Source organism: Klebsiella sp. R445 (assembly GCF_051131755.1).
Taxonomy (GTDB): domain Bacteria; phylum Pseudomonadota; class Gammaproteobacteria; order Enterobacterales; family Enterobacteriaceae; genus Klebsiella; species Klebsiella lignicola.
Map to the genome: position 1 here is coordinate 1,945,671 of NZ_CP180446.1, position 21,098 is coordinate 1,966,768.

The window sequence follows — 21,098 nt, forward strand, 5'->3', positions numbered from 1 at the left end:
TTAGTTCCTTTTCGCATCAATAAAACCGCCGAAACGCTGGCGGAAACGCGCCGTACTGCCTTCGTTGTTGAAGGCTTTCTGTTTACCGGTGTAATACGGGTGCGATTTTGACGACACGTCCAGGGTGACATAGGGATAGGTCACCCCCTCCAGTTCAATCACACGCTCGGTCTTAATCGTCGATCCCACTTTAAAATATTCATTCACGCTGGTGTCGTGGAACACCACGGTCCGGTAATGCGGGTGGATATTAGCTTTCATGTTAACCCCAATAGATATGTTATAACATAACAATAAGGTTACGCCGCACCAACGCAAAGATCAACCCTGATAAAGCTATGGGATATCCAGACAAATACAGAAAGGCAGAACCAGAGAACAGAAAAACAGGCGGCGTGAGCCGCCCGTAATGGATTACGGATTGAGCTGATGGGCAAGCGCGCGCAGCTGTTCGGCGATCGCCTGCAGGTTTTTCCCCTGATCGGTTTTCGGCCCGGTGGAGTGACGCACCACCAGTCTGGCTGGCAAAATCGACGAGGTATGCGATGTATCACTATCCCCGCTATCGAGAAGGCGGCGCACCGCCTCTTTGCCTTGCAAATCGAGGTCCAGGGACACCGTCGTCAGCGCCGGGTAGAAGAAGGAGCTTTCGTAGGTGTCATCGTAGCCAATCACCGATTTTTCACCGGGGATCGGCACCTGATGCTGATGGAACGCGCTCAGCACGCCCAGCGCCATCTGGTCATTTCCCACCAGTACCGCGGTGAATTTTGGCGTCTCACGCAGCATCTGCAACGCCCCGGCATAACCGCTCTGGGCATCCCAGTTACCGCGAATCACCGTGACCGGCTGCAAACCATATCCTTCCAGGGTCTCCATCCAGCTTTTCAGGCGCAGCGTTGCCGATACGGAGCTCTCCGGGCCTGCCAACAACGCAATATCCCGATGCCCCATCTCAAACAGATATTTGACGCTCGCACGGGTGCCATCAGCCGGGTTAAACGAAACGTTGAACACCGAACTGTAGGGATCGACATCCAGGAAAAGACAGACGATATCATCGTTGTCAGCCGCGATTTTCTGGGCCTCTTCGGTCTCCAGAGGCACGTTGATAATGACCTTATCAACCAGTTGAGACTTCAGCTCATTGATGGATTCCTGGATACTTTGATTGACGCTCTCATCAATCATTGAAATCAGAACCTGGTAACCTTCAACATTCGCATAGCGTTTTACCGCTGCGGCAACCTGTGAAGGGGCGTGCAGGGAGAGTGAAATCGTCACCAGCCCCACCGTTCGACTCTGTTTTCCCACCAGCTGTTGTGCGAGGCGGTTCGGGACATACCTTAGCAACTCAATGGATTTCTCCACCTTGTGGCGCGTGGCTTCAGATACATTGGCAGATTTATTGAGCACCCTGGACACGGTCTGATAAGAGACGCCCGCATGACGAGCAACGTCTTCTAAGGTTGCGCTTTTAGACTTCATGGTCCGGTTCCTTATGTTGTTATCCCTGGATTGTAACAGGGGCCATTTGAAAAAACGCTCTCCTCAACATTCCATTGCGATAATTCGACGCAAAAAGTATTACGCTCACAATACAATAAATTGTGAATACTCTCACCAACCGTAACAATTTGCGCCATTTTATTTGCAGTTTATCACACAATCGCGATCGTTCATTTGCCTTGATTTACATTTAGGCATTTCATGACAGCATTAATGTGAACGTAATACAAAACAATAAGAGGATTGACATGAACACTACGCTGCGCGCCCTTTCTGTTGCGTTAGCTGCTGCACTGGTTTCTCCCTCGGTGCTGGCCGCTTCCGCCTCTGTTCCTGGCATTGATTTTCATGGTTATCTGCGAGCCGGAGTTGGGGTCTCCGGTGACGGTAGCCAGGCCGAATGGCAAAAGAATAAAATTGGCCGTCTGGGTAACGAATCCGATACCTATGGCGAGCTGGAGTTGGGTTCAGAGGTGTATAAAAAGGATGATGTCAGCTTCTATCTCGACAGCATGGTCAGCATGGTCTCTGACGGGTCTAACGATAACGAATCGACCCTCAACGACGATGCGGAATTTGGCCTGCGCCAGCTAAACCTGCAGATCAAAGGCCTGATCCCAGGGGATCCTAATGCGGTCATCTGGGGCGGTAAACGCTACTACCAACGTCACGATCTGCACATCATTGATACCAAATACTGGAACATCTCCGGCTCCGGCGCCGGTATCGAAAACTACACCGTAGGCCCGGGCGCCGTTTCTCTGGCCTGGATCCGCGGTGACGCCAACGATGTCGATTATCGCGTCGACGGCGACAACGACGTCAATATTAACTATATCGACCTGCGCTATGCAGGCTGGAAACCGTGGTCCGGCTCATGGACGGAGTTCGGTATCGACTACGCTATGCCGAACACCACCAAGAAACAGGATAGCTACGGCGGGCTGTATGACGCTGATAACGGCGTGATGCTGACCGGTGAAATCAGCCAGGATATGCTGGGTGGCTACAACAAACTGGTGCTGCAGTACGCTAACAAAGGGTTGGCGCAGAATATGGTCTCCCAGGGCGGCGGTTGGTATGACATGTGGAACGAGGTCAACGATGCCACCGGCTATCGCGTCATCAACACCGGCCTGATCCCTATCACCGAAAAATTCTCGATTAACCATGTGCTGACCTGGGGCTCTGCCGACGATATCACCGACTACACCGATAAAACGCGCTTATTCTCGCTCGTGGCGCGCGGCCAGTATCAGTTCACAGACTATGTGCGCCTGATTGGCGAAGTGGGCGGTTTCTACCAGAAAGACAGCTACAAGAACAATACCTCCTACAAACAAGCCGGCGAGAAATACACGATTGCGCTGGGCCTGGCCGATGGTCCGGACTTTATGTCACGCCCGGAATTACGTATTTTCGCGTCGTATCTTAATGATTCCGAGAACGGTAAACCGTTTGAAGATCAAACTGCCAGCAATACATGGAACTTCGGGGTCCAGGTCGAAGCCTGGTGGTAATCGTTATATTATTTTCTGTACCAGTATTATCTCCACTGTAAGGTCGTAATTACCCTCCGGTAATGATTATTGCCATTGCTATTGCCCGGAATAATGTAATTTGTAGTATGACGGGAATATTGCTTTTCTTTTTGGGATAACTCAGCGTTTGAGTTATCCCTTTTTATTTATTTGCGGCTGGTAAAATGCTCATCCAGTAATTGACGCAGAGCATCAGATTGCTTGCCAAAAATAGCATGAACCTGTTGCCCGAGAATAATCACCCCTAAGGCGCCCTGCTGCTGTAAAGCCTGAGAATCCACGGTTGCCAGGTTATTCACCGTGACCCGCAAACGGGTAATACAGGCATCGACATTCACGATATTCGCTTCTCCGCCGAAGGCCTGAATTAACCCCTGTATTTGCTGTTTCTCGGCGTCATTCAACGGCACCGGTTGACGAGGCGGGGAGAAGTAGTGCAGAAAAGATTTTAAGCTCACCATAGTTCACTCCTGATTAAGTACAGGTAAAAAAAAACCTGCTCCTGGGAGCAGGTTCGGAGAAAGCGTCATTACGCTTTACGACTGAGGACACGGCAATCCCAGGGGGTTAAGGTCAGCGGCGCAGTGATATCGGCGCCGGTCAGACTGTCCTGGTAACCCTGAGGCAGAGTAACGTTGTGCTGCTGCGCGCTATAGTTTTGCAGGAACACGTAGGTCGTTTCGCCATCGGTACGCGCCGTCGCCACTACCGCCGGCGGAAGCTCGCTGTCGACGGCCCGCGGTAGCGCCAGCTCTTTACTGATGGTGGCAAAGAAATCACGCTGGAAGGCCAGATCGTTACGCGATGCCACATGCCAGGCTTTGCCTTTACCGAAGTGGTTCACGGTGACCGCCGGGCGTCCCGCGTAGAAATCATCCCGGTAGGTCGCCAGCGGCTGTGCGCTTTCAGCATGAATCAGTTCGCACAGATGCCGTACCTGATATGGCCCTTGCAGGCCCCCTTCGTTACCGGCCAGACCCTGCACCAGGTTACGCTCGCCATCGTTCAGGCAGTCAATCTCTTCCGCCCAAATGCCCAGCAGGTTGCGCAGAGGCCCCGGGAAACCGCCAAGATGGCAAAGGTCAGATTCATTCACCACTCCCGTCCAGTAGGTGGTCACCAGATGCCCGCCGTTAGCGACAAACGCCTCGGCCCGTTCAGCAAAGCCATCGCGAACCATATACAGCATCGGCGCAATCACCAGCTGATAGGCGCTGAGATCGCCATCCGCATCAATGACATCGACCGCGATCCCCTGTTCCCAGAAAGGCCGGTAGTGTTCATTGACGGTATTTTCATACTCCATCCCGAGATTGCGCGGCCCCTGAGCATCATCCAGCGCCCAGCGGTTTTGCTGGTCGAAAACGATCGCCACTTTCGCTTCGGTACGGCAGCCCACCACACCGGGTAAGCGGCTGAGCATCTCGCCCAGCTTGCTGACCTCGCGGCCGATGCGGGTGTCCAGGTGACCAACGTGGTCAATGACCGCACCGTGGAATTTCTCCACCGAACCGCGGCTCTTGCGCCACTGGAAGTACTGCACCGAATCGGCCCCGTGCGCCACCGCCTGCATGGAGGAGAGGATATGCATCCCCGGTTTTTTCAGCTTGCTGGTCGGCTGCCAGTTGGTGGCACCGGGCGTTGACTCCATCAGGACGAACGGCTTGCCGCCTTTCAGGCTGCGCATCATGTCGTGATACATCGCGGTATAGCAGGCCAGCGCGGTTTCATCTTTATCGCGATGCCACATCGGGTAGCTATCCCAGGAGATGAAGTCCAGCGCCTGCGCCAGCTGCCAGTAGTCGTAATCGTAGAAATACTCCATGAAGTTGGTGGTCACCGGCAGCCCGGCGTTCGCCGCCTTCAGCGGGGCAATTTCATGGCGGCAGAAATCGGTGACCTGCGCCGTGTTAAAGCGACGCCAGTCGAGATTCAGCCCGTGAATAGAGACTTCCCCCTGCGGCGCCGGAGATTCAATCTGCGACCAGTCGCTGTAGGTGTGGCTCCAGAAGGTGCTCCACCACGCATGGTTAAGGTTATCGAGCGTCTGATAACGTTCTTTCAGCCAGTCGCGAAAGCGCGCCTGACAGCGGTCACAATGACATTCGCCACCATATTCATTGGAGATATGCCATCCGAGAACGGCCGGATGCTGTGAATAGCGCTCTGCCAGCAGGCTATTGATTTTAAAAATCTTATCCCGATATACCGGCGAGGTCATGCAGTGGTTATGCCGTCCCCCATGCAGCGCCGGTACGCGGTCGCGTCCCACCCGCAGCACCTGCGGATAGGCTTGCGACATCCACGCCGGACGGGCGCCGCTCGGCGTCGCCAGAAACACGTGGATCCCGGCGGCATACAGCTTATCCAGAATGCTGTCCAGCCAGCCAAATTCAAATACGCCTTCCTGAGGCTCAAGTTTGGCCCAGCTGAAAATCCCCACCGACATGACATTACAATTAGCCTGCTGCATCATGGCAATATCTTGCTCGATAATATCGGGATAATTCTCCCACTGCTCTGGGTTATAGTCAGCACCATGTAATAGCGCATTGACCTTTGGGCTCAAAGGCGAAAACTTATTCATAATAAATATCCTGAAATGTCAAACTTTACGATTAATTAAAGACTTTCGCCGATGGCAAAACTTTTCCCTGGCAATCAAACAGCGCCTGGTTTTCCCGGGCATTTCCCTGTTTCCATTCATCATGGATATATTTCATGCCCGCCGGCGTGGCCCAGGTATTTCCCGGAACGGCAATCCAGGTTGGCTCCCAATAAAAAATACCTTTCCCGCGTTGTTCAGGAACATCGATAACGGCCTGCATCAGGTCGTGAATATAATTATATTGTCCCTGAATAGTCGCCGGATAACCGCCATCTTTTTCTTCTTTCGCCTGGAAACTATTTTCTGCGTTATCGCAATTATCCAGGGTATAGGCGTAGGCCGCTTCCACGACAATCACATCTTTGTTATAGCGCTTGCTGATGTCATCCATATTCGCTTTCAGCGCGCTAATCGGACCGTTCCAGTAGGTGTACATCGACAGGCCAATAATGTCGTAAGGCACATTGCGCTTGCTGATTTCATCGAACCACCAGCGGAAGGTATCGTTCTTGGTGCCTTCCGCCAGATGCAGCATGATTTTCACCTGCTCACCCTGCTTGAGGTTCTCTTTCAGCCCGTCGATTGCCGCATTCAGCAACCCTGCCAGGCGGTCAAATTCGCCACCGCCCTGGCCCCAGCTTTTGCCTTCTGGCCACAGCATGCCGCCGTTGATCTCATTTCCGATTTGCACCATATCCGGCAGGACGCCTTCCTGCTTAAAGCGGGCGATGGTGTCGCGGGTATAGTCGTGGATTGCCGTTTTCAGCTGCGGGTAATCCATTTTCTCCCAGGCTTTGGGTTTGTACTGTTTACCCGGATCGGTCCAGAAATCGCTGTAGTGGAAGTCCAACAGCAGCTTCATGCCCTGCGCTTTAGCCCGTTTTGCCAGCGCCAGGGTTGCCGCCAGATCGTTATCACCACCGCCGTAGCCCTGGCCCTGAGCATCTTTGGGATCGACCCACAGGCGCAGGCGCACATAGTTCACGCCATCGGCTTTCAGGATGGCGATGGGATCCTGCAGCTGGTTGTTGTGGTTATAAAATTTTGCCCCGTGCTTTTCGGCATCCAGCAGCGTGGAGATATCCGCGCCTTTGATAAAGTCGGCGGGCATCTTATTAAATGCGCGCGTTTGCAGCGCTTCCGCAGCCAGCACAGCGGGGGAAAAACTGCATGCCAGACAAACAGCAAGCACAGCGGGTGTTAATCTTTTCATGGGGTTATCCTTTTGTACTGCCAGCGGTCAGGCCGGAAACAAAGTATTTTTGTAATGCCAGATAGAGAATCGCCACCGGAACGGCAATCAACACCGCCCCTGCGGCATAGGTGGTGTAACTGGCGCCCATTTTCTGCGCGACCAGGTTATAAAGACCGATCGGCAACGTGTATTTGTCCGGGGTACGCAAGATGGTGCTCGACAAAATAAAGTCGCCCAGCGGACCGGTGAAGGAGAACAGCGCCACCACCGCGAGGATCGGTTTTGACAGCGGCATGATGATCTCAAAGAAGATACGGAAGCTGCTGGCACCGTCCATGCGCGCCGACTCATCCAGATCTTTCGGGATCGCATCGAGGTAGCCCTTCATCAGCCAGGTATTCATCGGGATCATGCCGCCCACGTAGATCAGCACCAGCGCCAGATGGCTGTTAATCAGCCCCAGCAGCTGCGAGAGCACAAAGATTGCAATCAGCGCAGAGAACTGCGGGATCATCTGCAGCAACAGAAACAACATCAGCCCGTTCTGCCGCCCTTTAAAGCGAAAGCGCGAGAAAGCGTAGGCGGTAAAACTGACGCTGATTAAGGTGAGCACCATGGTCATGAAGCTGATTTTCATCGAGTTCCAGTACCAGGTCAGGTAGTTCACATTACCGTTGAACAGGTCGGCATAGTGCTGGAATGACAGATTCTCGGGAATAATCGAGGTGCTGAGCAGGCTGTTGCCGGCATTCAGCGACGCCCCGACCGTCCAGATAAGCGGATAAATAATCACCACCGAGACCAGAATAACAATCAGCCAGGTGAGTGACAGGCGGATCCACTTTTCGCGTTTAATACTGGGTGATTTAGCCATGTGACTTCCCTTACGCCATGTCGTCGTTTTTGAAGGATTTGGTGGCGCGGAACTGCCACAACGCCAGGCCGACGACAAAAATCGACAGCAGAATAGTAATGGTTGCCGCAATGGCATATTGCGAAGAGGACATCGTCAGCTTGTAGATCCACGACACCAGAATATCCGTCCCGCCGGCGTTCGAACCCGCCACCGCTGGCCCACCGTTGTTGAACAAATAGATAATGTTGAAGTTGTTAAAGTTGAAGGTGTACTGGGTGATGATGATCGGCGCAATCGAGTACAGCACCAGCGGCAAAGTAATAGTCCGCAGACGCGTCCAGGCGCTGGCGCCGTCCATGGTTGCGGCTTCATACAGATCGTCAGGGATCGCCTGCAACACGCCGGTGGTCATGGCGAACACGAACGGGAAACCTAACCAGGTTTGCATCATGATCAGCGCCGTTTTGGTCCAGAACGGATCGGTAAGCCACGCCTTCGGCCCGATGCCAAAGAACGACAGAATCGCGTTGTTAATCACCCCAAACGAGTCGTTGAACATCCCTGCGAACACCAGAATGGTGACAAAGCCCGGGACTGCCCACGGCAGGATAAAAATGGTACGAATCATCGGCTTAAAACGCAGGTCTTTCTGGTTCACGAGGATCGCCAGCAGCACGCCGACGGTACACTGCAGGGTCGTCGCCAGCAGCGTCCACACCACCGTCCACTGCAGGACGTCAAAGAAGGTCGAGCGCCAGATAGAGAGCGTGAAAATATTCACGAAGTTCTTAAAGCCAACCCAGTCCACCAGCTTCGCCGGCGGCGTGTGGTACAGGTTGTAGTTCGTAAAGGCGATAGCAAAACCAAACAGAATCGGGAAAATGACGACGAACACCAGCAGAATAAAGCCGGGGCTAATCATCAGATAAGGGAAGCCGGCGTTTAACAGCATCTGGTACTGTTTGCGGACGCTGTTCAGGGCCACGCCTTCATCGCGCTTTTTGCCGTTCACCCAGGCATCGCGCAGCGAAAGGTAATAAACCAGCAGACCGAAAGCGACGATCAGCACGCTGATGATCCCTTCCGCCAGCAGGAAAATAGAGTTATCCCTCGGCACTTCTTCGCCTAAGGTATACAGCCCCCACAGACCTTCCTGCAGGAAGTCATAAAAAATTCCCATGAAACTGCTCAGCAGCACCAGGAAGACAAGCCCCTTCAGCCACTGGCGGTGATAAAACTGGCCAAAACCCGGTACGATAGCCAGCAGCAGACTGCACCACGCATGGCGCCCTGCACCGCGTGCTTCGGCAATATTTTCGCTGGGATTGATAATCACACACCACTCCTTCTGAAAACGGGAGGAGCGCCCCCCGTTTCTTTACCTCTAAGCCCTGATGTTCCGGAAAACAGGCTCGCGCCTGTCACCGGTAAATGACCAACATCGCGATTACTGGTTGCTGGCCTGCATCGCCTCGATCTGCATCTTGATCTGTTTTTCGGCGTTATCGAGCGCCGCTTTCGGATCCTGTTTTCCGGTCAGGCTCAGCTCCAGCGCCGCATTTGCCGGCCCCCACACTTCGCCCATTTCCGGAATGCCCGGCATCGCCGTGGCGCGCGCGGACTGCACCGCGACCGCACTGGCTTTCTCGTCATTCTTGATCAGCGGATCGTCAATCATCGCTTTCAGGGCCGGGATCTCGCCGGTCGCCACATAGCGCGCCTTCACGTACTGAGGCTGGTTGATAAATTCGATAAACTGCTGCGCCAGCGCTTTGTCTTTGCTCCAGGTCGATACCACATAACCTTTCACACCGAGGAACGAGCTCATCGGTTTGCCATCGGGCAGCATCGGCAGCGGCGCGACGCCGTAGTTAATCCCGGCTGCTTCATACGGCTGGAAGGCCCACGGTCCGTTGATGACCGCCGCGGCTTTCTTCTCGGTGAATAAGGAATCGATGGCGTTCAGCCCGTTATCGCCGAGGATCCCGGCCGGGAAGACTTTTTCGCTATAGAATTTTTTCAGGAAGGTGACGGCTTCAACCGCGCCTGGTTTATTCAGGCCGACGTCCTGCGGATTAAACCCGCCCTTGTCGTTTTTACCGAAGATATAGCCACCCATCGGGCCAATGGCGCCCCAGCTGTAATAGATCTGATCGAACTTCGCCAGCAGGCCATATTTGTTCTGCGCCCGCTGGGTTTTCGAATAGTCGAACCACGCCTGCAGGCTGTCCAACGGCTTGTCGATCAGGTCTTTGTTGTAAATCAGCACCAGGGTTTCCACCGCTTTCGGCACGCCATACAACACGTTATCCATCCGGAAGGCGTTAATCGAAGCCGGGGTAAAGACCTCCTGTTTATCTGCCGCCAGAGTCAGCGGCGACAACAGCCCCTGCACCACCGCGCCGCCCAACTGGTCGTTAGGGATAACCAGGACGTCAGGACCAATACCGGCAGGGCCATCAAGGCGCAGCTTTTCCAGCTGCTGCGCATAAGGCATCTCCTGCAGATTGACCTTAACGTCGAACTGTTTTTCAAAATCGCTTACCGCGGCTTTAATGCCGTCGGATTTTTTAATGTCTTCCCAGACGTTGAGTTGTCCGGCGGCGTGAGCCTGCAGGCTGATGAGCTGTCCGGCGGCCAGCGTAGTGAGGATAAGCGCAGCAAGAGTGTTCTTTTTCATTATCAACCTCATGTGAAGGTATAACAATTTATTGGTTTTTATTCGAAATTGCCACTTATCAACATTCCTGAATCTGTTCACAAATGGCGGTTTACAGCGACATAATCAGATTTTCATGATTTGTTATACGCTACGCTTTGAGTGCGAACAAAACCACCTAAAGCTACCAGTTGTGTGATCATGATTGCAGAAATGAAACATCGGTGTAGGGCACGAAAATACTGGAAGTTATAGTCATCACATGATTTCAGCGCTGTTGAGCATAGTTCAGTCAGATTGTTACACGTACTACAATCATTACTGCAACCCTACTCCCAACGGCACATAACGACTACTAACCCCGGGGAATGTTGATGTCCAATATACGACTGAGGAATGTCACCAAACGGTTTGGTGAAACCGTGACGCTGCACCAGGTCAATCTTGATATCGAAGACGGTGAATTTGCTGTCTTTGTCGGGCCGTCAGGCTGCGGAAAATCGACCCTGCTGCGCATGATCGCCGGGCTGGAAGATGTCAGCGATGGTGAAGTGTTGATTGGCGATGAAGTCATGAACGACGTGGTGCCTGCCCACCGCGGTGTGGCCATGGTCTTCCAGTCCTATGCTCTCTACCCGCACATGACCGTGGCTGAAAACATGGGCTATGGCCTGAAGGTCAATAAAGTCCCTAAAGATGAGATCCGTCGTCAGGTCGAAATGGTCGCCAAAACGCTGCAGTTAACCCACCTGCTGGATCGCAAACCCAAACAGCTCTCAGGCGGCCAGCGCCAGCGCGTGGCGATCGGCCGCGCCATCGTGCGCAACCCGCGGGTCTTCATGTTTGATGAACCGCTCTCTAACCTCGATGCCGAACTGCGCGTCGAAATGCGCCTGCACATTGCCAAACTGCACCATGAACTGAAAACCACGATGGTGTATGTCACTCACGATCAGGTTGAAGCTATGACCCTGGCCGATAAAATCGTGGTGATGAACTACGGGAAAGTCGAGCAGATGGGCTCGCCGATGTCGCTGTACTACAACCCGGTCAATAAGTTTGTCGCGGGATTTATCGGCTCGCCCAAGATGAACTTCTTGCCCGCCACCGTAACCGCGTGGCAGCCGGGACAACTCACCGTACAAATGGCACAGCAGCACAGCCTGACGCTGAATATCACCACTTCACCGTTACAAGCAGGCGATGCGGTGACGCTGGGGATCCGCCCGGAACACCTGTCAACCGACGTGCACAGCGGCACGGTGGTGGAGTTTCAATGCGAAGTGGTGGAACGTCTGGGGAATAACACCTATCTGTTCGGCCAGTGTTACGGCCATGACAACGTCAAAATTCTGCTGCCCGGCGACGTCCATTTCCGCCCATGGCAGAAAATCGACGTTGCGTTCGACGACCGCTTCTGTATGGTCTTTGATGAAAGCAATCAGCGCATCAGTGCTGATATCACGGCCCCGGATGCGCATTAACAACATCTGGTTGTCATGAACCGCTTTTACACTGATGTCGGGTGCTGGTAGCCATTGCTGCCAGCATGCCAGCCACAGCCCTCGTTATACTCCGTGTCGCTCATTGCCTCGAACGCTGCGGATCATCCACTGTTTGCCCGATATCATCGTCATAAATGATTCGGGCATTTTTTAAATGTAATATTAATTACCTCTCGCCTGCTAGCTTTGCCAAGTATCGGATATACTCAACAAACCCCCAATAATATAAGGATATGCCCATGACGACCCGGAATCTGGTGAGTCTGGTTACCGGGGTGTTGATCGTCGCCATTATTTTGCCTATCGCCTTAAGTATCTGGCTGGCAACCAATCAGGCAAAAACGCTGTTTTATTCCGAGCTGGATAACTACTCTTCACGGGTGCTGACCCGCATCCAGCAGGTCGCTAATCAGGCCAGAGAAGCGTTACAGGAAGCCAACGACTACAGCGGACCCCGCTGCAGCCCGCAACATCTGCTCACCATGCGCCGGATTGCCTATACCCACCGCTATGTGCGGGAAATTCTGTGGCTTAAAGACTCAATTCCACAATGCTCTTCCCTTGAAGATTACAGCCTGCCCGCTATTTTCCCGGCGCCCGACCACGTGACCGCCGATGGCTATCACGCCTGGCTCACCTCGGTGAGCGATCTTGGCCTGAAACATAAGATGACGGCACTCGGCAGCAAAAATCATATCGTGATGATCGACCCGGCGTCGTTTATCGATATCATTCCCCTGGGCCAGGATAATATTAATGCAGTGCTGTTTGGCCTGGTGAATAAGCAGGTGGTGACCAGCAGCAACACGCCTTCACCGGCAGCCTGGGAGAAAATCCAGCGGCTGGAGAGCAAAACGCTCACCATCGACAATACCGTCTATCGCCTGCACCCCATTCCTGAACTGGGACTGGCTATCGCCACCTGGTCATCGACGCTGCCGCTGCAGGAAAAATTTCGCCATCAGCTGATGCTGTGGTTGCCTATCGGCCTGTTTATCAGCCTGATCGCCGCCTATTTGCTGCTGCGCCTGCTGCGGACCCTGCGCTCGCCGCGCTATGGCATGCTGGATGCGCTTCACTCCAATGCTATTCTGGTCCATTACCAGCCGATCGTCGCACTGAAAGATGGCAAAATCATCGGAGCCGAAGCGCTGGCCCGCTGGCAGCAGCCCGACGGCAGCTTTTTGTCGCCGGACATTTTTATCCCCCTTGCCGAACAGACCGGGCTGATCACCCACTTAACAGAAGATATCGTCCGCAAGATTTTTACCGACCTGGGGCCATGGCTGCATAATCAGCCGGACCTGCACATCTCAATCAACCTCTCGGTGGATGATTTGCGCTCCCCAAGGTTGCCCAAACTGATGCAGCAGCAGCTTGAACAATGGAAAATTGCCCCAGCGCAAATTACCCTTGAGCTGACGGAACGCGGTTTCATCGATCCCGCCACCACCCTGCCGGTGATCGCCCGCTATCGCCAACTGGGGCACAGCGTGTCGATCGATGATTTTGGCACCGGGTATTCCAGCCTGAGCTACCTGCAAAAACTGGATGTCGATACGCTGAAAATTGATAAATCCTTCGTCGACGCCCTCGAGTACAAACCGCTCACGCCGCATATTATCAAGATGGCGAAGGCCCTGAATCTGGTGACCATTGCCGAAGGCGTAGAGACCCAAAGCCAGCGAGACTGGCTATGCGAGCACGATGTTCTCTATGCTCAGGGCTGGTTGTACAGCCCGGCCTTACCGAAGGATGAGTTTATCCAGTGGGCGGAAAATAACCTCAAAATGTATCGAACCCCCTGAGGTCATTACCTTTCCCGACAGTGGCCTCGTATCAAGAGGCCACTTCGCCACGACTGACCGCTGGTTCTGGCCGTACTGGCTGACGGAACCACGGCAGACACAGCTGGATCAGCGGGCCGATCGTTAAGGCATACAGCACGGTTCCGACCCCGAAAGTCCCGCCCAGCGCCCAGCCAATCACCAGCACCGACACTTCAATCGCCGTGCGGATCCCACGTAAAGACCAGCCGGTACGGGCATGTAAACCGGTCATCAGTCCGTCGCGAGGTCCGGGACCAAAACCGGCACCAATATACATCCCGGTCGCCAGGGCATTCATGACGATAGCGCCCACCAGCATCAGGCTGCGCATCACCAGCGAATCCAGCGGCGGCAGAACGGCGAGCGTTGCGTTGGCCGCCAGGCCCAGCACGATGACATTGCTGATGGTCCCCAGCCCCGGCATCTGGCGCAACGGGATCCATAGCAGCAGCACCGCGGCGCCGGTCAGAATCATCACCGTGCCAAAATCGAGACCAAACTGCTTGCCGACGCCAAGGTGAAACACATCCCACGGATCAGCACCGAGATTGGCATGAACAAACAACGCGGTCGACACGCCGTACAGGACCAGACCAACATAAAGCTGCACTAATCGACGTAACATTTTTTACCTCTGGATGATTGCGGACGGTTCCATCATCGATAAAAATGGATTGATAATTAATGGCCAGTTTTAGAAAAGTGGATCGCTATGGTTTCTCGTCGCTTTGGTACGCAATCTCTGGTTCGTCTGCTGGGCCACTGGCAGGCGCCTGCGGGTCGAACGCCGCTCTGGCGCCAGTTGGCGGAGGCCCTGCGCCTGCTGATCCTCGATGGTCGCTTGACCCTCGAAACTCGCCTGCCCGGTGAACGCGAGCTGGCCAGCGCCCTGAACGTCAGCCGCACCACCGTTGCCAGCGCGCTCGGCCAGCTGCGTGAAGAGGGCTATCTTTACAGCCGCCAGGGCAGCGGTTCACGCATCGCGCTGCCGGAACGTGCTGGCGCTGCGGAAGATGTCGCCTTCCGCCCGTCATCGATAAATCTGGCAACCGCCGCCCTGAGTGCCGGGCCGGAGATCCACCAGGCTTACCAGCAGGCGTTAACCGTGATGCCGCAGCACCTCGGGAATACCGGTTACGATCAGCATGGATTACAGGTCTTACGTGAGGCCATCGCCCACCGCTACGGCGAACGAGGGCTGCCCACCCGCAGCGATGAGGTGATGATCGTCAACGGCGCGCTGAGCGCTTTTGCGCTGGTTTTACGGCTGCTGACCGGGCCAGGCGACCGGGTTGTGGTCGACGCACCGACCTATCCCATGGCCATCAGCGCCATTCAGGGCGCCTCCTGCCGACCGGTTGGCGTCGCTCTGCCGCAGCAGGGCTGGGACTGCGACGGCCTGGCGGCGACCATCGCCCAAACCGCCCCGCGCCTGGCCTGGCTAATGCCTGATTTTCACAATCCCACCGGCCGCTGCATGGACAGCGCCACCCGTCAGCGGGTCGCCGATATCGCGGCGCAAACGCGCACCACGTTGGTGGTCGACGAGACGATGGTCGATTTGTGGTACAACGCCCCGCCGCCGCCTCCGCTGGCGACCTTCAACCCCGATGCGCCAGTGATTACCATTGGTTCTGCAGGAAAAAGTTTCTGGGGGGGATTACGTATTGGCTGGATCCGCGCCTCTTCGCGAACCATCGCCTCGTTAATGCAGGCCCGTGATTCGCTCGATCTCGGTACGCCGCTGCTTGAACAACTGGCCTGTCGCTGGTTACTGGACCATGAGAAGGCGTTGCTGCCCGCGCGCCGGGAGATGCTCGCCGCACGCCGCGATATGTGCAGCGCGCTGATGACAGAGTTCTTCCCGCACTGGCGCTTTTCATCACCGGAAGGCGGGCTTTCGTTTTGGGTAGAATTACCGGGGATGCTGGCGACGCAGTTCTCGGCCAGGGCAGAAAGTCATGGGATCCATATTGGTACCGGCACGCGTTTCGGTCTGGCGGGCGCCTTCGATCGCTATTTGCGTTTGCCCTTCACCCTGGCGGATGAGGAGTTGCGCAGTGCTTTTACGACGCTACAGCCATTGTGGGCGGGAATTTCACAACAGAATGAAAATATAAGAACGCGGAAAATAATATAATAAAATATCGACGGGCTGGCATCAGCCCGTCAAAAAGTCATCATCCATGACGCATTTGAGATGTTTTTTATACCCAAAATAATTCGCGTTGCTTGTAGGCGGCAAAACTGTAAATCCCCATGGAGCTTACTCAGGTAAGTGACTGGGGTAAACGGGTGCAGCCAACACCCAGGCAACTTGAAGGATGAAGGGTTTTATAAATTGCACTTCATCATGTCAGGACTATATGTCAGCCCGATGACACCGATGAATGAATGTCATTAATGCTGGCGTGGAATAGGAAAACTTTTTAACGAGATAATAAACCCATCTTCATCTTTCTTAATTTTTGCTCCGGTGTCACACCAGTCGGAGGCAATGCGAAAAAACTCATCACTACCGATATTCCAGTTGAGGCGAACATGCTTAACATACCCGGAACGTAACATGTCACAGGCTTCGCTGTAGTTGCTGGCTGTAGAGAGTTGTTGTTTCATTTTTTCTTCTTCAGAATTTTTCTTAACGCTTTGATTTCTTTAGGGGTTAATGGAGAAGTTTCTTCTTCGGTATGCTGACTATCAATATCTTCTTCCGAAACCCCCGCCTCGTCTGCCGAATCTGCTGTTTGGAAAGCCAGCAGCAGCAGTTTCTCCGTTGCAGTACCCAGGTTCTCGTTATTTACTTCCGCGTAATGACGCAGCTTTTCTTTTAACTCTGCATCAATTTTTACGTTTAATACAACTGTGGTCATCGCCATGCTTCCCGTGCAAAAAAATTTACAATAATTAATACACGAAGTTAACAAACCGATCCAGAGATATATTTCAGACTTGTTACCTGGTAGTAATTAGCGTAATTAATTTGCCCGTTATTTGTGACATGAAAATGACATTAATATTTCAATAATATTGCATTAATATGACATATATCTTTAAAGAATAAAAATCAGTGGCGTTTAGAAGTAATAGTGAGCGGTAATGGCACAACGGCCGCGGGGACATCAGGAGGACAAAAGCGTTGCAGGCCTCTGCACGCCAGCATCTTGCGACAAAAAAGGGGCGCAGGCCGGGCGTAGTTGTGGCGTTCGGGTATCATTGAATGAAAATGAAAAAAAATAGCGGGGATCCCCAGAATTGGGTGGGGGCCCTGTCAGCTACATCCCGGCACACACGTCGTCTGCTCTGGCTGCTTCCTTCCGGATCTGACCTGGTAAACAGAGTAGCGTTGCGGGAGAACCAACAGGGCCCCCATTGAGAGCGTTGTTATCCAACGCGCTGGCGCATTATCCCTACTGAACCGGTGAATTGCAAGCTAACGCCGACCGGATGCTGGTTTATTGTGCAATGCCCGTCCCTGTACAGCCACTCTGCCAGCGATTATCCTGACCCTTTCCCGGTAACAGGACCAACAATGGATTCTCACGATACATTTCCCCGACGGGTCTGGCAGATTGTGGCCTCCATTCCGGAAGGCTACGTCGCCACCTACGGCGATATTGCCCGACTGGCAGGCTCACCACGCGCCGCGCGTCAGGTGGGCGGCGTGCTCAAACGGCTGCCCGAAGGCTCAGCGCTTCCCTGGCACCGGGTCGTCAATCGCCACGGCGATATTTCGCTTACCGGCCCGGATTTGCAGCGCCAGCGCCAGGCGCTGCTGGCGGAAGGCGTGCAGGTATCCGGCAGCGGCCATATTGACCTGCAACACTATCGCTGGGTTTACTGAAGACAAAAAAATGCCCCTGAACAGGGGCGTGTGTAGAGGTTACTGTGCGGTCGTTGAACTGGTGTCGTTGGCAACCGGAACGGCGGTATGTTGCACCGGAACCAGCAGCAGGTCGGCGCGATTCCCCCCCTGAGTCACCACCGTCTGTACGGTATCGGTGATAAACATCAGTTGACCATTCACCGTAATTGCCGAACTCAACAAAATACGCGCATTCGGCTTAATATCCGCCTGGTTATACGGCAGGACAAAATTATACGGCGGCTGTTTACCTTCGGTACGTACCGCTTTCTGCGCCAGGACCTGTGCCGGGGCATCGGCCAGAGAAGCATCAGCCAGCGTGACCGTCAGTACCGCATCCGGCGGTAGTGCCACTTTTTGCCGGATAGAGATGGTGCCTGAAACATTAGGCTGCTGCTGAGAAGCGTTCAGCGAGGCAATGCCATAAGGATCGGGGGCAGCAGCTGCATTGGTCGTCGAGGCGCTGTGATTATTCGCGCAGGCGGTCAGTGTAGCGGCAACAGCTAAAGCACTAAACATATAGGCAAATTTCATTATGTTCTCCTTTTCATCCCTTTATCTACAGGAGTATGTCCGGCCGACTGGCGAGCAGGAACATTTGTATCATGGATAAGTGTGGCACAGATCTCAGTTATCTTCCTGCAAATGACCCTTTATTCAGATTATTGAACCCATCGGACTACTTGCGATTCCAGGTTATACTTGCCCTCAATACGCGCTGCGCGATGCAGTTATCACTGATTGAGGATAAATATGAGTCAGGCATTAACCAATCTGCTGGCATTGTTGAATCTGGAAAAAATTGAAGAAGGGTTGTTCCGCGGGCAGAGTGAAGATCTGGGGTTACGTCAGGTGTTTGGCGGCCAGGTCGTCGGTCAGGCGCTGTACGCCGCCAAAGAAACCGTGCCTGCCGAGCGCTTGATCCACTCGTTTCATAGCTATTTTCTGCGCCCTGGCGATAGCCAGAAACCGATTATTTATGACGTCGAAGTCCTGCGCGACGGCAACAGCTTCAGCGCCCGCCGGGTGGCGGCAATTCAGAACGGTAAGCCGATTTTCTATATGACCGCCTCTTTCCAGGCGCCAGAGCCGGGCTACGAACACCAGAAATCCATGCCGGCCGCCCCGTCGCCGGAGGGACTGCCGTCCGAAACGGATATCGCCCGCAAGCTGGCCCACCTGCTGCCGCCACAGGCCAAAGATAAGTTCCTCAGCGATAAACCGCTGGAGATCCGCCCGGTAGAGTTTCATAACCCGCTGAAGGGCCACGTGGCAGAGCCAACCCGCCAGGTATGGTTCCGTGCCAACGGCGCGGTGCCGGAGGACATCCGTATCCACCAGTATCTGCTGGGCTACGCTTCAGACTTTAATTTCCTGCCGGTGGCCCTGCAGCCGCACGGTGTCGGCTTCCTTGAGCCGGGCATGCAGGTCGCTACGATCGACCACTCCATGTGGTTCCATCGCCCGTTCAATATCAACGAATGGCTGCTATACAGCGTAGAGAGCACCTCAGCCTCCAGCGCCCGCGGCTTTGTGCGCGGCGAGTTTTATACCCAGGATGGCACCCTGGTGGCGTCAACGGTGCAGGAAGGGGTCATGCGCAATCGTAATGCGTGATCATAAAAAAAGCCTCCCATCGGGAGGCTTTGCTACTACAGGAGACAACTCAAATTATCAGGCGTTGTACGCGTTCTCGCCATGGCTGTTGACGTCCAGCCCTTCACGTTCCTGCTCTTCCGGTACACGCAGACCCACGGTCATGTCAGCCACTTTGTAGCCGATGTAGGCCACAATACCGGACCACACGATGGTGATAGCGATACTTTCCAGCTGAACCAGCAGCTGATGGCCCATGGTGACGCCTTCTGCGTAACCCACGCCGCCCAAAGAGGTGGCAGCAAAGATACCGGTCAGAATACAGCCCACGATGCCGCACACGCCATGCACGCCAAAGACGTCGCAAGGGTCATCGACACGTAACCAGCGTTTCAGCACGGTAACGCCCCACAGACCTGCAAGACCAGAAGCGATACCCACAATCAGTGCGCCGCCGACGCCGATGTAACCACATGCCGGCGTGACACCAACCAGACCCGCGATAGCACCGGAACACGCGCCCAGCAGGGACGGTTTACCACGCGTAACCCATTCGCCGAAGGTCCAGGCCAGAATCGCGCCAGCGGTCGCAACCACGGTGTTGACGAAGGCCAGGGCGGCAATTTCGTTTGCCGAGCTTGCAGAACCGGCGTTAAAGCCAAACCAGCCGACGTAGAGGATTGCCGTACCGGTGAAGACCATTGGCAGGTTATGTGGTTTAAACGCTTCTTTGCCGAAGCCAACGCGTTTGCCCATCATATAAGCACCGACCAGCCCAGCAACCGCGGCGTTGATATGCACGACGGTACCGCCGGCGAAATCCAGTGCACCATGCGTTGCCAACAGACCACCACCCCAGACCATATGCGCAATCGGCACATAGGAGAGGGTCATCCACACCACCACGAAAATCAGCACCGCGGAGAAGCGAATACGCTCAGCCAGCGCGCCGACAATCAGGCCAACGGTGATACAGGCAAAGGAGCCCTGGAACGCCACGTGAATGTACTGATAGAAAGAGCCCATCAGCGCTTTCAGTTCGATATTTTTCAGCATCACCCAGTCAAAGCTGCCGAAGAAGCTGCCGCCGGTCCCAAAGGCCAGCGTATAGCCATAAACCACCCATAACACGCACACCAGCGCAAAGGTAACGATCACCTGCGTCAGCATTGAGAGCACGTTCTTGCCGCGAATCAGGCCGCCGTAAAACAGCGCGATGCCCGGAATTGTCATAAACAGCACCAGCGCGGTGCAAATCATCATGAAGGCGTTGTCGGCTTTATCTGCCACTGCCGGTGCGGCCATCGCCAGCCCCGGAAGAAGTGCCAGCGCACCCAGACCCGTTTTCATTGTCGCTATTTTCATTTTCTCGATCCCCATCACTGTGTGGTCTGGTCGTTACAGTGCCGCTTCGTCGGCTTCGCCGGTGCGGATGCGAATAACGCGTTGCAGTTCAGCGACAAAAATTTTGCCATCGCCAATTTTTCCGGTGTAGGCCGCTTTACTAATGACATCAACGACCTCATCAAGCTGATCGTCGGCAATCGCGACGTCAATCTTCACTTTTGGCAGAAAATTGACGCTATATTCGGCACCACGGTACAGCTCGGCATGACCCTTTTGACGGCCAAACCCTTTTACCTCAGTGACCGTAAGGCCCTGAATGCCGATGGAAGATAACGCTTCACGCACATCTTCCAGTTTGAATGGTTTGATTACCACGGTAACCAGCTTCATAAGTCCCCTCCGCTCAGAATTCGTAATGGCAGCAGCTAACACACAGGGAATAAAGCAAGGGCTATGCCAGAAATGAAAAAGGACCGCATAGCGGCCCTTTTCACAACGAAAAGACGAGAATGGAGGAAGAATGCCTCAGAAAAGCATCCGTTTCGGCCAAAAATGCACCACAACAGTGCATGGTAAGTTGCATTTTTGCAC

At 54.2% G+C, this 21,098-nt stretch carries 20 protein-coding genes and 1 other RNA gene; 6 read left to right on the forward strand and 15 right to left on the reverse strand.

Annotated features, from left to right (window positions below):
- Complete coding sequence (locus ACMYSN_RS09055; RefSeq protein WP_123755730.1) at window positions 1–261, reverse strand: type B 50S ribosomal protein L31; 261 nt, start codon at window positions 259–261, stop codon at window positions 1–3.
- Between the two features lie 153 nt (window positions 262–414).
- Window positions 415–1,488 carry a LacI family DNA-binding transcriptional regulator gene (locus ACMYSN_RS09060; RefSeq protein ID WP_462497766.1) on the reverse strand — a complete coding sequence of 358 codons (1,074 nt, stop codon included), beginning with the start codon at window positions 1,486–1,488 and terminating at the stop codon, window positions 415–417.
- Window positions 1,489–1,757: 269 nt separating this feature from the next.
- Between ACMYSN_RS09060 and ACMYSN_RS09065 the strand changes: the two genes are divergently transcribed.
- The gene (locus ACMYSN_RS09065; RefSeq protein WP_123755728.1) at window positions 1,758–3,029 is read left to right on the forward strand and encodes a maltoporin; all 1,272 of its coding nucleotides are present in this window, start codon (window positions 1,758–1,760) and stop codon (window positions 3,027–3,029) included.
- 167 nt (window positions 3,030–3,196) lie between these two features.
- Here the strand turns inward: ACMYSN_RS09065 and ACMYSN_RS09070 are convergent, their stop codons facing one another.
- The 6 genes from ACMYSN_RS09070 to ACMYSN_RS09095 form a co-directional block, all read right to left on the reverse strand.
- Window positions 3,197–3,511, reverse strand: a complete 315-nt coding sequence (locus tag ACMYSN_RS09070; protein WP_123755727.1) for a glucose PTS transporter subunit EIIB — start codon at window positions 3,509–3,511, stop codon at window positions 3,197–3,199.
- 68 nt (window positions 3,512–3,579) lie between these two features.
- Window positions 3,580–5,637, reverse strand: coding sequence for a beta-galactosidase (locus ACMYSN_RS09075; protein WP_462497767.1), 2,058 nt, complete (start codon window positions 5,635–5,637; stop codon window positions 3,580–3,582).
- A 31-nt stretch (window positions 5,638–5,668) separates the two neighbouring features.
- Window positions 5,669–6,871, reverse strand: a complete 1,203-nt coding sequence (locus ACMYSN_RS09080; protein ID WP_462497768.1) for a glycoside hydrolase family 53 protein — start codon at window positions 6,869–6,871, stop codon at window positions 5,669–5,671.
- Between the two features lie 4 nt (window positions 6,872–6,875).
- Window positions 6,876–7,727, reverse strand: a complete 852-nt coding sequence (locus tag ACMYSN_RS09085) for a sugar ABC transporter permease (protein ID WP_123755724.1) — start codon at window positions 7,725–7,727, stop codon at window positions 6,876–6,878.
- Between the two features lie 10 nt (window positions 7,728–7,737).
- Window positions 7,738–9,045, reverse strand: a complete 1,308-nt coding sequence (locus tag ACMYSN_RS09090) for a carbohydrate ABC transporter permease (RefSeq protein WP_123755723.1) — start codon at window positions 9,043–9,045, stop codon at window positions 7,738–7,740.
- A gap of 111 nt (window positions 9,046–9,156) precedes the next feature.
- Window positions 9,157–10,389, reverse strand: a complete 1,233-nt coding sequence (locus tag ACMYSN_RS09095; RefSeq protein ID WP_462497769.1) for a maltodextrin ABC transporter substrate-binding protein — start codon at window positions 10,387–10,389, stop codon at window positions 9,157–9,159.
- A 353-nt stretch (window positions 10,390–10,742) separates the two neighbouring features.
- On the opposite strand from ACMYSN_RS09095, the gene ACMYSN_RS09100 reads away from it, so the two are divergent.
- Window positions 10,743–11,852 (forward strand): ABC transporter ATP-binding protein, encoded by a 1,110-nt coding sequence (locus tag ACMYSN_RS09100; protein ID WP_462497770.1) that lies wholly within the window; start codon window positions 10,743–10,745, stop codon window positions 11,850–11,852.
- A 260-nt stretch (window positions 11,853–12,112) separates the two neighbouring features.
- Window positions 12,113–13,681 carry an EAL domain-containing protein gene (locus tag ACMYSN_RS09105; protein WP_462497771.1) on the forward strand — a complete coding sequence of 523 codons (1,569 nt, stop codon included), beginning with the start codon at window positions 12,113–12,115 and terminating at the stop codon, window positions 13,679–13,681.
- A 31-nt stretch (window positions 13,682–13,712) separates the two neighbouring features.
- On the opposite strand, the gene yczE is transcribed toward ACMYSN_RS09105, so the two are convergent.
- Window positions 13,713–14,327 carry a YczE/YyaS/YitT family protein gene (yczE, locus tag ACMYSN_RS09110; protein ID WP_462497772.1) on the reverse strand — a complete coding sequence of 205 codons (615 nt, stop codon included), beginning with the start codon at window positions 14,325–14,327 and terminating at the stop codon, window positions 13,713–13,715.
- 87 nt (window positions 14,328–14,414) lie between these two features.
- Here yczE and yczR point away from each other — a divergent pair, with 87 nt between their 5' ends.
- Window positions 14,415–15,842 (forward strand): aminotransferase-like domain-containing protein, encoded by a 1,428-nt coding sequence (gene yczR, locus ACMYSN_RS09115; protein WP_462497773.1) that lies wholly within the window; start codon window positions 14,415–14,417, stop codon window positions 15,840–15,842.
- Between the two features lie 260 nt (window positions 15,843–16,102).
- Here yczR and ACMYSN_RS09120 read toward each other — a convergent pair whose 3' ends face one another.
- The 3 genes from ACMYSN_RS09120 to ffs form a co-directional block, all read right to left on the reverse strand.
- Entirely contained in the window at window positions 16,103–16,318 is a 216-nt protein-coding gene (locus tag ACMYSN_RS09120) for a hypothetical protein (protein WP_123755717.1), read from the reverse strand.
- Window positions 16,315–16,572, reverse strand: a complete 258-nt coding sequence (locus ACMYSN_RS09125) for a hypothetical protein (RefSeq protein WP_123756220.1) — start codon at window positions 16,570–16,572, stop codon at window positions 16,315–16,317. Before ACMYSN_RS09125 ends, ACMYSN_RS09120 begins: the two co-directional genes overlap by 4 nt.
- A 393-nt stretch (window positions 16,573–16,965) precedes the next feature.
- Window positions 16,966–17,062: signal recognition particle sRNA small type (gene ffs / locus ACMYSN_RS09130), an RNA gene on the reverse strand.
- A 169-nt stretch (window positions 17,063–17,231) separates the two neighbouring features.
- Between ffs and ACMYSN_RS09135 the strand changes: the two genes are divergently transcribed.
- Window positions 17,232–17,543, forward strand: coding sequence for an MGMT family protein (locus tag ACMYSN_RS09135; protein ID WP_462497774.1), 312 nt, complete (start codon window positions 17,232–17,234; stop codon window positions 17,541–17,543).
- Between the two features lie 39 nt (window positions 17,544–17,582).
- Here the strand turns inward: ACMYSN_RS09135 and ACMYSN_RS09140 are convergent, their stop codons facing one another.
- A complete protein-coding gene (locus ACMYSN_RS09140; protein ID WP_154143540.1) occupies window positions 17,583–18,098 on the reverse strand; it encodes a YbaY family lipoprotein in 516 nt (171 codons plus the stop codon).
- Window positions 18,099–18,317: 219 nt separating this feature from the next.
- Between ACMYSN_RS09140 and tesB the strand changes: the two genes are divergently transcribed.
- The gene (gene tesB / locus ACMYSN_RS09145) at window positions 18,318–19,181 is read left to right on the forward strand and encodes an acyl-CoA thioesterase II (RefSeq protein ID WP_462497775.1); all 864 of its coding nucleotides are present in this window, start codon (window positions 18,318–18,320) and stop codon (window positions 19,179–19,181) included.
- Between the two features lie 57 nt (window positions 19,182–19,238).
- Here the strand turns inward: tesB and amtB are convergent, their stop codons facing one another.
- Window positions 19,239–20,525, reverse strand: a complete 1,287-nt coding sequence (gene amtB, locus ACMYSN_RS09150; RefSeq protein WP_462497776.1) for an ammonium transporter — start codon at window positions 20,523–20,525, stop codon at window positions 19,239–19,241.
- Between the two features lie 33 nt (window positions 20,526–20,558).
- Complete coding sequence (gene glnK, locus ACMYSN_RS09155; RefSeq protein ID WP_004858743.1) at window positions 20,559–20,897, reverse strand: P-II family nitrogen regulator; 339 nt, start codon at window positions 20,895–20,897, stop codon at window positions 20,559–20,561.
- Window positions 20,898–21,098 lie beyond the last annotated feature (201 nt).

Bases quoted from the DNA above. Each gene is read 5' to 3' on its own strand.
- ACMYSN_RS09055 (WP_123755730.1), bottom strand. From the start codon at position 261: ATGAAAGCTAATATCCACCCGCATTACCGGACCGTGGTGTTCCACGAC.
- ACMYSN_RS09060 (WP_462497766.1), bottom strand. From the start codon at position 1,488: ATGAAGTCTAAAAGCGCAACCTTAGAAGACGTTGCTCGTCATGCGGGC.
- ACMYSN_RS09065 (WP_123755728.1), top strand. From the start codon at position 1,758: ATGAACACTACGCTGCGCGCCCTTTCTGTTGCGTTAGCTGCTGCACTG.
- ACMYSN_RS09070 (WP_123755727.1), bottom strand. From the start codon at position 3,511: ATGGTGAGCTTAAAATCTTTTCTGCACTACTTCTCCCCGCCTCGTCAA.
- ACMYSN_RS09075 (WP_462497767.1), bottom strand. From the start codon at position 5,637: ATGAATAAGTTTTCGCCTTTGAGCCCAAAGGTCAATGCGCTATTACAT.
- ACMYSN_RS09080 (WP_462497768.1), bottom strand. From the start codon at position 6,871: ATGAAAAGATTAACACCCGCTGTGCTTGCTGTTTGTCTGGCATGCAGT.
- ACMYSN_RS09085 (WP_123755724.1), bottom strand. From the start codon at position 7,727: ATGGCTAAATCACCCAGTATTAAACGCGAAAAGTGGATCCGCCTGTCA.
- ACMYSN_RS09095 (WP_462497769.1), bottom strand. From the start codon at position 10,389: ATGAAAAAGAACACTCTTGCTGCGCTTATCCTCACTACGCTGGCCGCC.
- ACMYSN_RS09100 (WP_462497770.1), top strand. From the start codon at position 10,743: ATGTCCAATATACGACTGAGGAATGTCACCAAACGGTTTGGTGAAACC.
- ACMYSN_RS09105 (WP_462497771.1), top strand. From the start codon at position 12,113: ATGACGACCCGGAATCTGGTGAGTCTGGTTACCGGGGTGTTGATCGTC.
- yczE (WP_462497772.1), bottom strand. From the start codon at position 14,327: ATGTTACGTCGATTAGTGCAGCTTTATGTTGGTCTGGTCCTGTACGGC.
- yczR (WP_462497773.1), top strand. From the start codon at position 14,415: ATGGTTTCTCGTCGCTTTGGTACGCAATCTCTGGTTCGTCTGCTGGGC.
- ACMYSN_RS09120 (WP_123755717.1), bottom strand. From the start codon at position 16,318: ATGAAACAACAACTCTCTACAGCCAGCAACTACAGCGAAGCCTGTGAC.
- ACMYSN_RS09125 (WP_123756220.1), bottom strand. From the start codon at position 16,572: ATGACCACAGTTGTATTAAACGTAAAAATTGATGCAGAGTTAAAAGAA.
- ACMYSN_RS09135 (WP_462497774.1), top strand. From the start codon at position 17,232: ATGGATTCTCACGATACATTTCCCCGACGGGTCTGGCAGATTGTGGCC.
- ACMYSN_RS09140 (WP_154143540.1), bottom strand. From the start codon at position 18,098: ATGAAATTTGCCTATATGTTTAGTGCTTTAGCTGTTGCCGCTACACTG.
- tesB (WP_462497775.1), top strand. From the start codon at position 18,318: ATGAGTCAGGCATTAACCAATCTGCTGGCATTGTTGAATCTGGAAAAA.
- amtB (WP_462497776.1), bottom strand. From the start codon at position 20,525: ATGAAAATAGCGACAATGAAAACGGGTCTGGGTGCGCTGGCACTTCTT.
- glnK (WP_004858743.1), bottom strand. From the start codon at position 20,897: ATGAAGCTGGTTACCGTGGTAATCAAACCATTCAAACTGGAAGATGTG.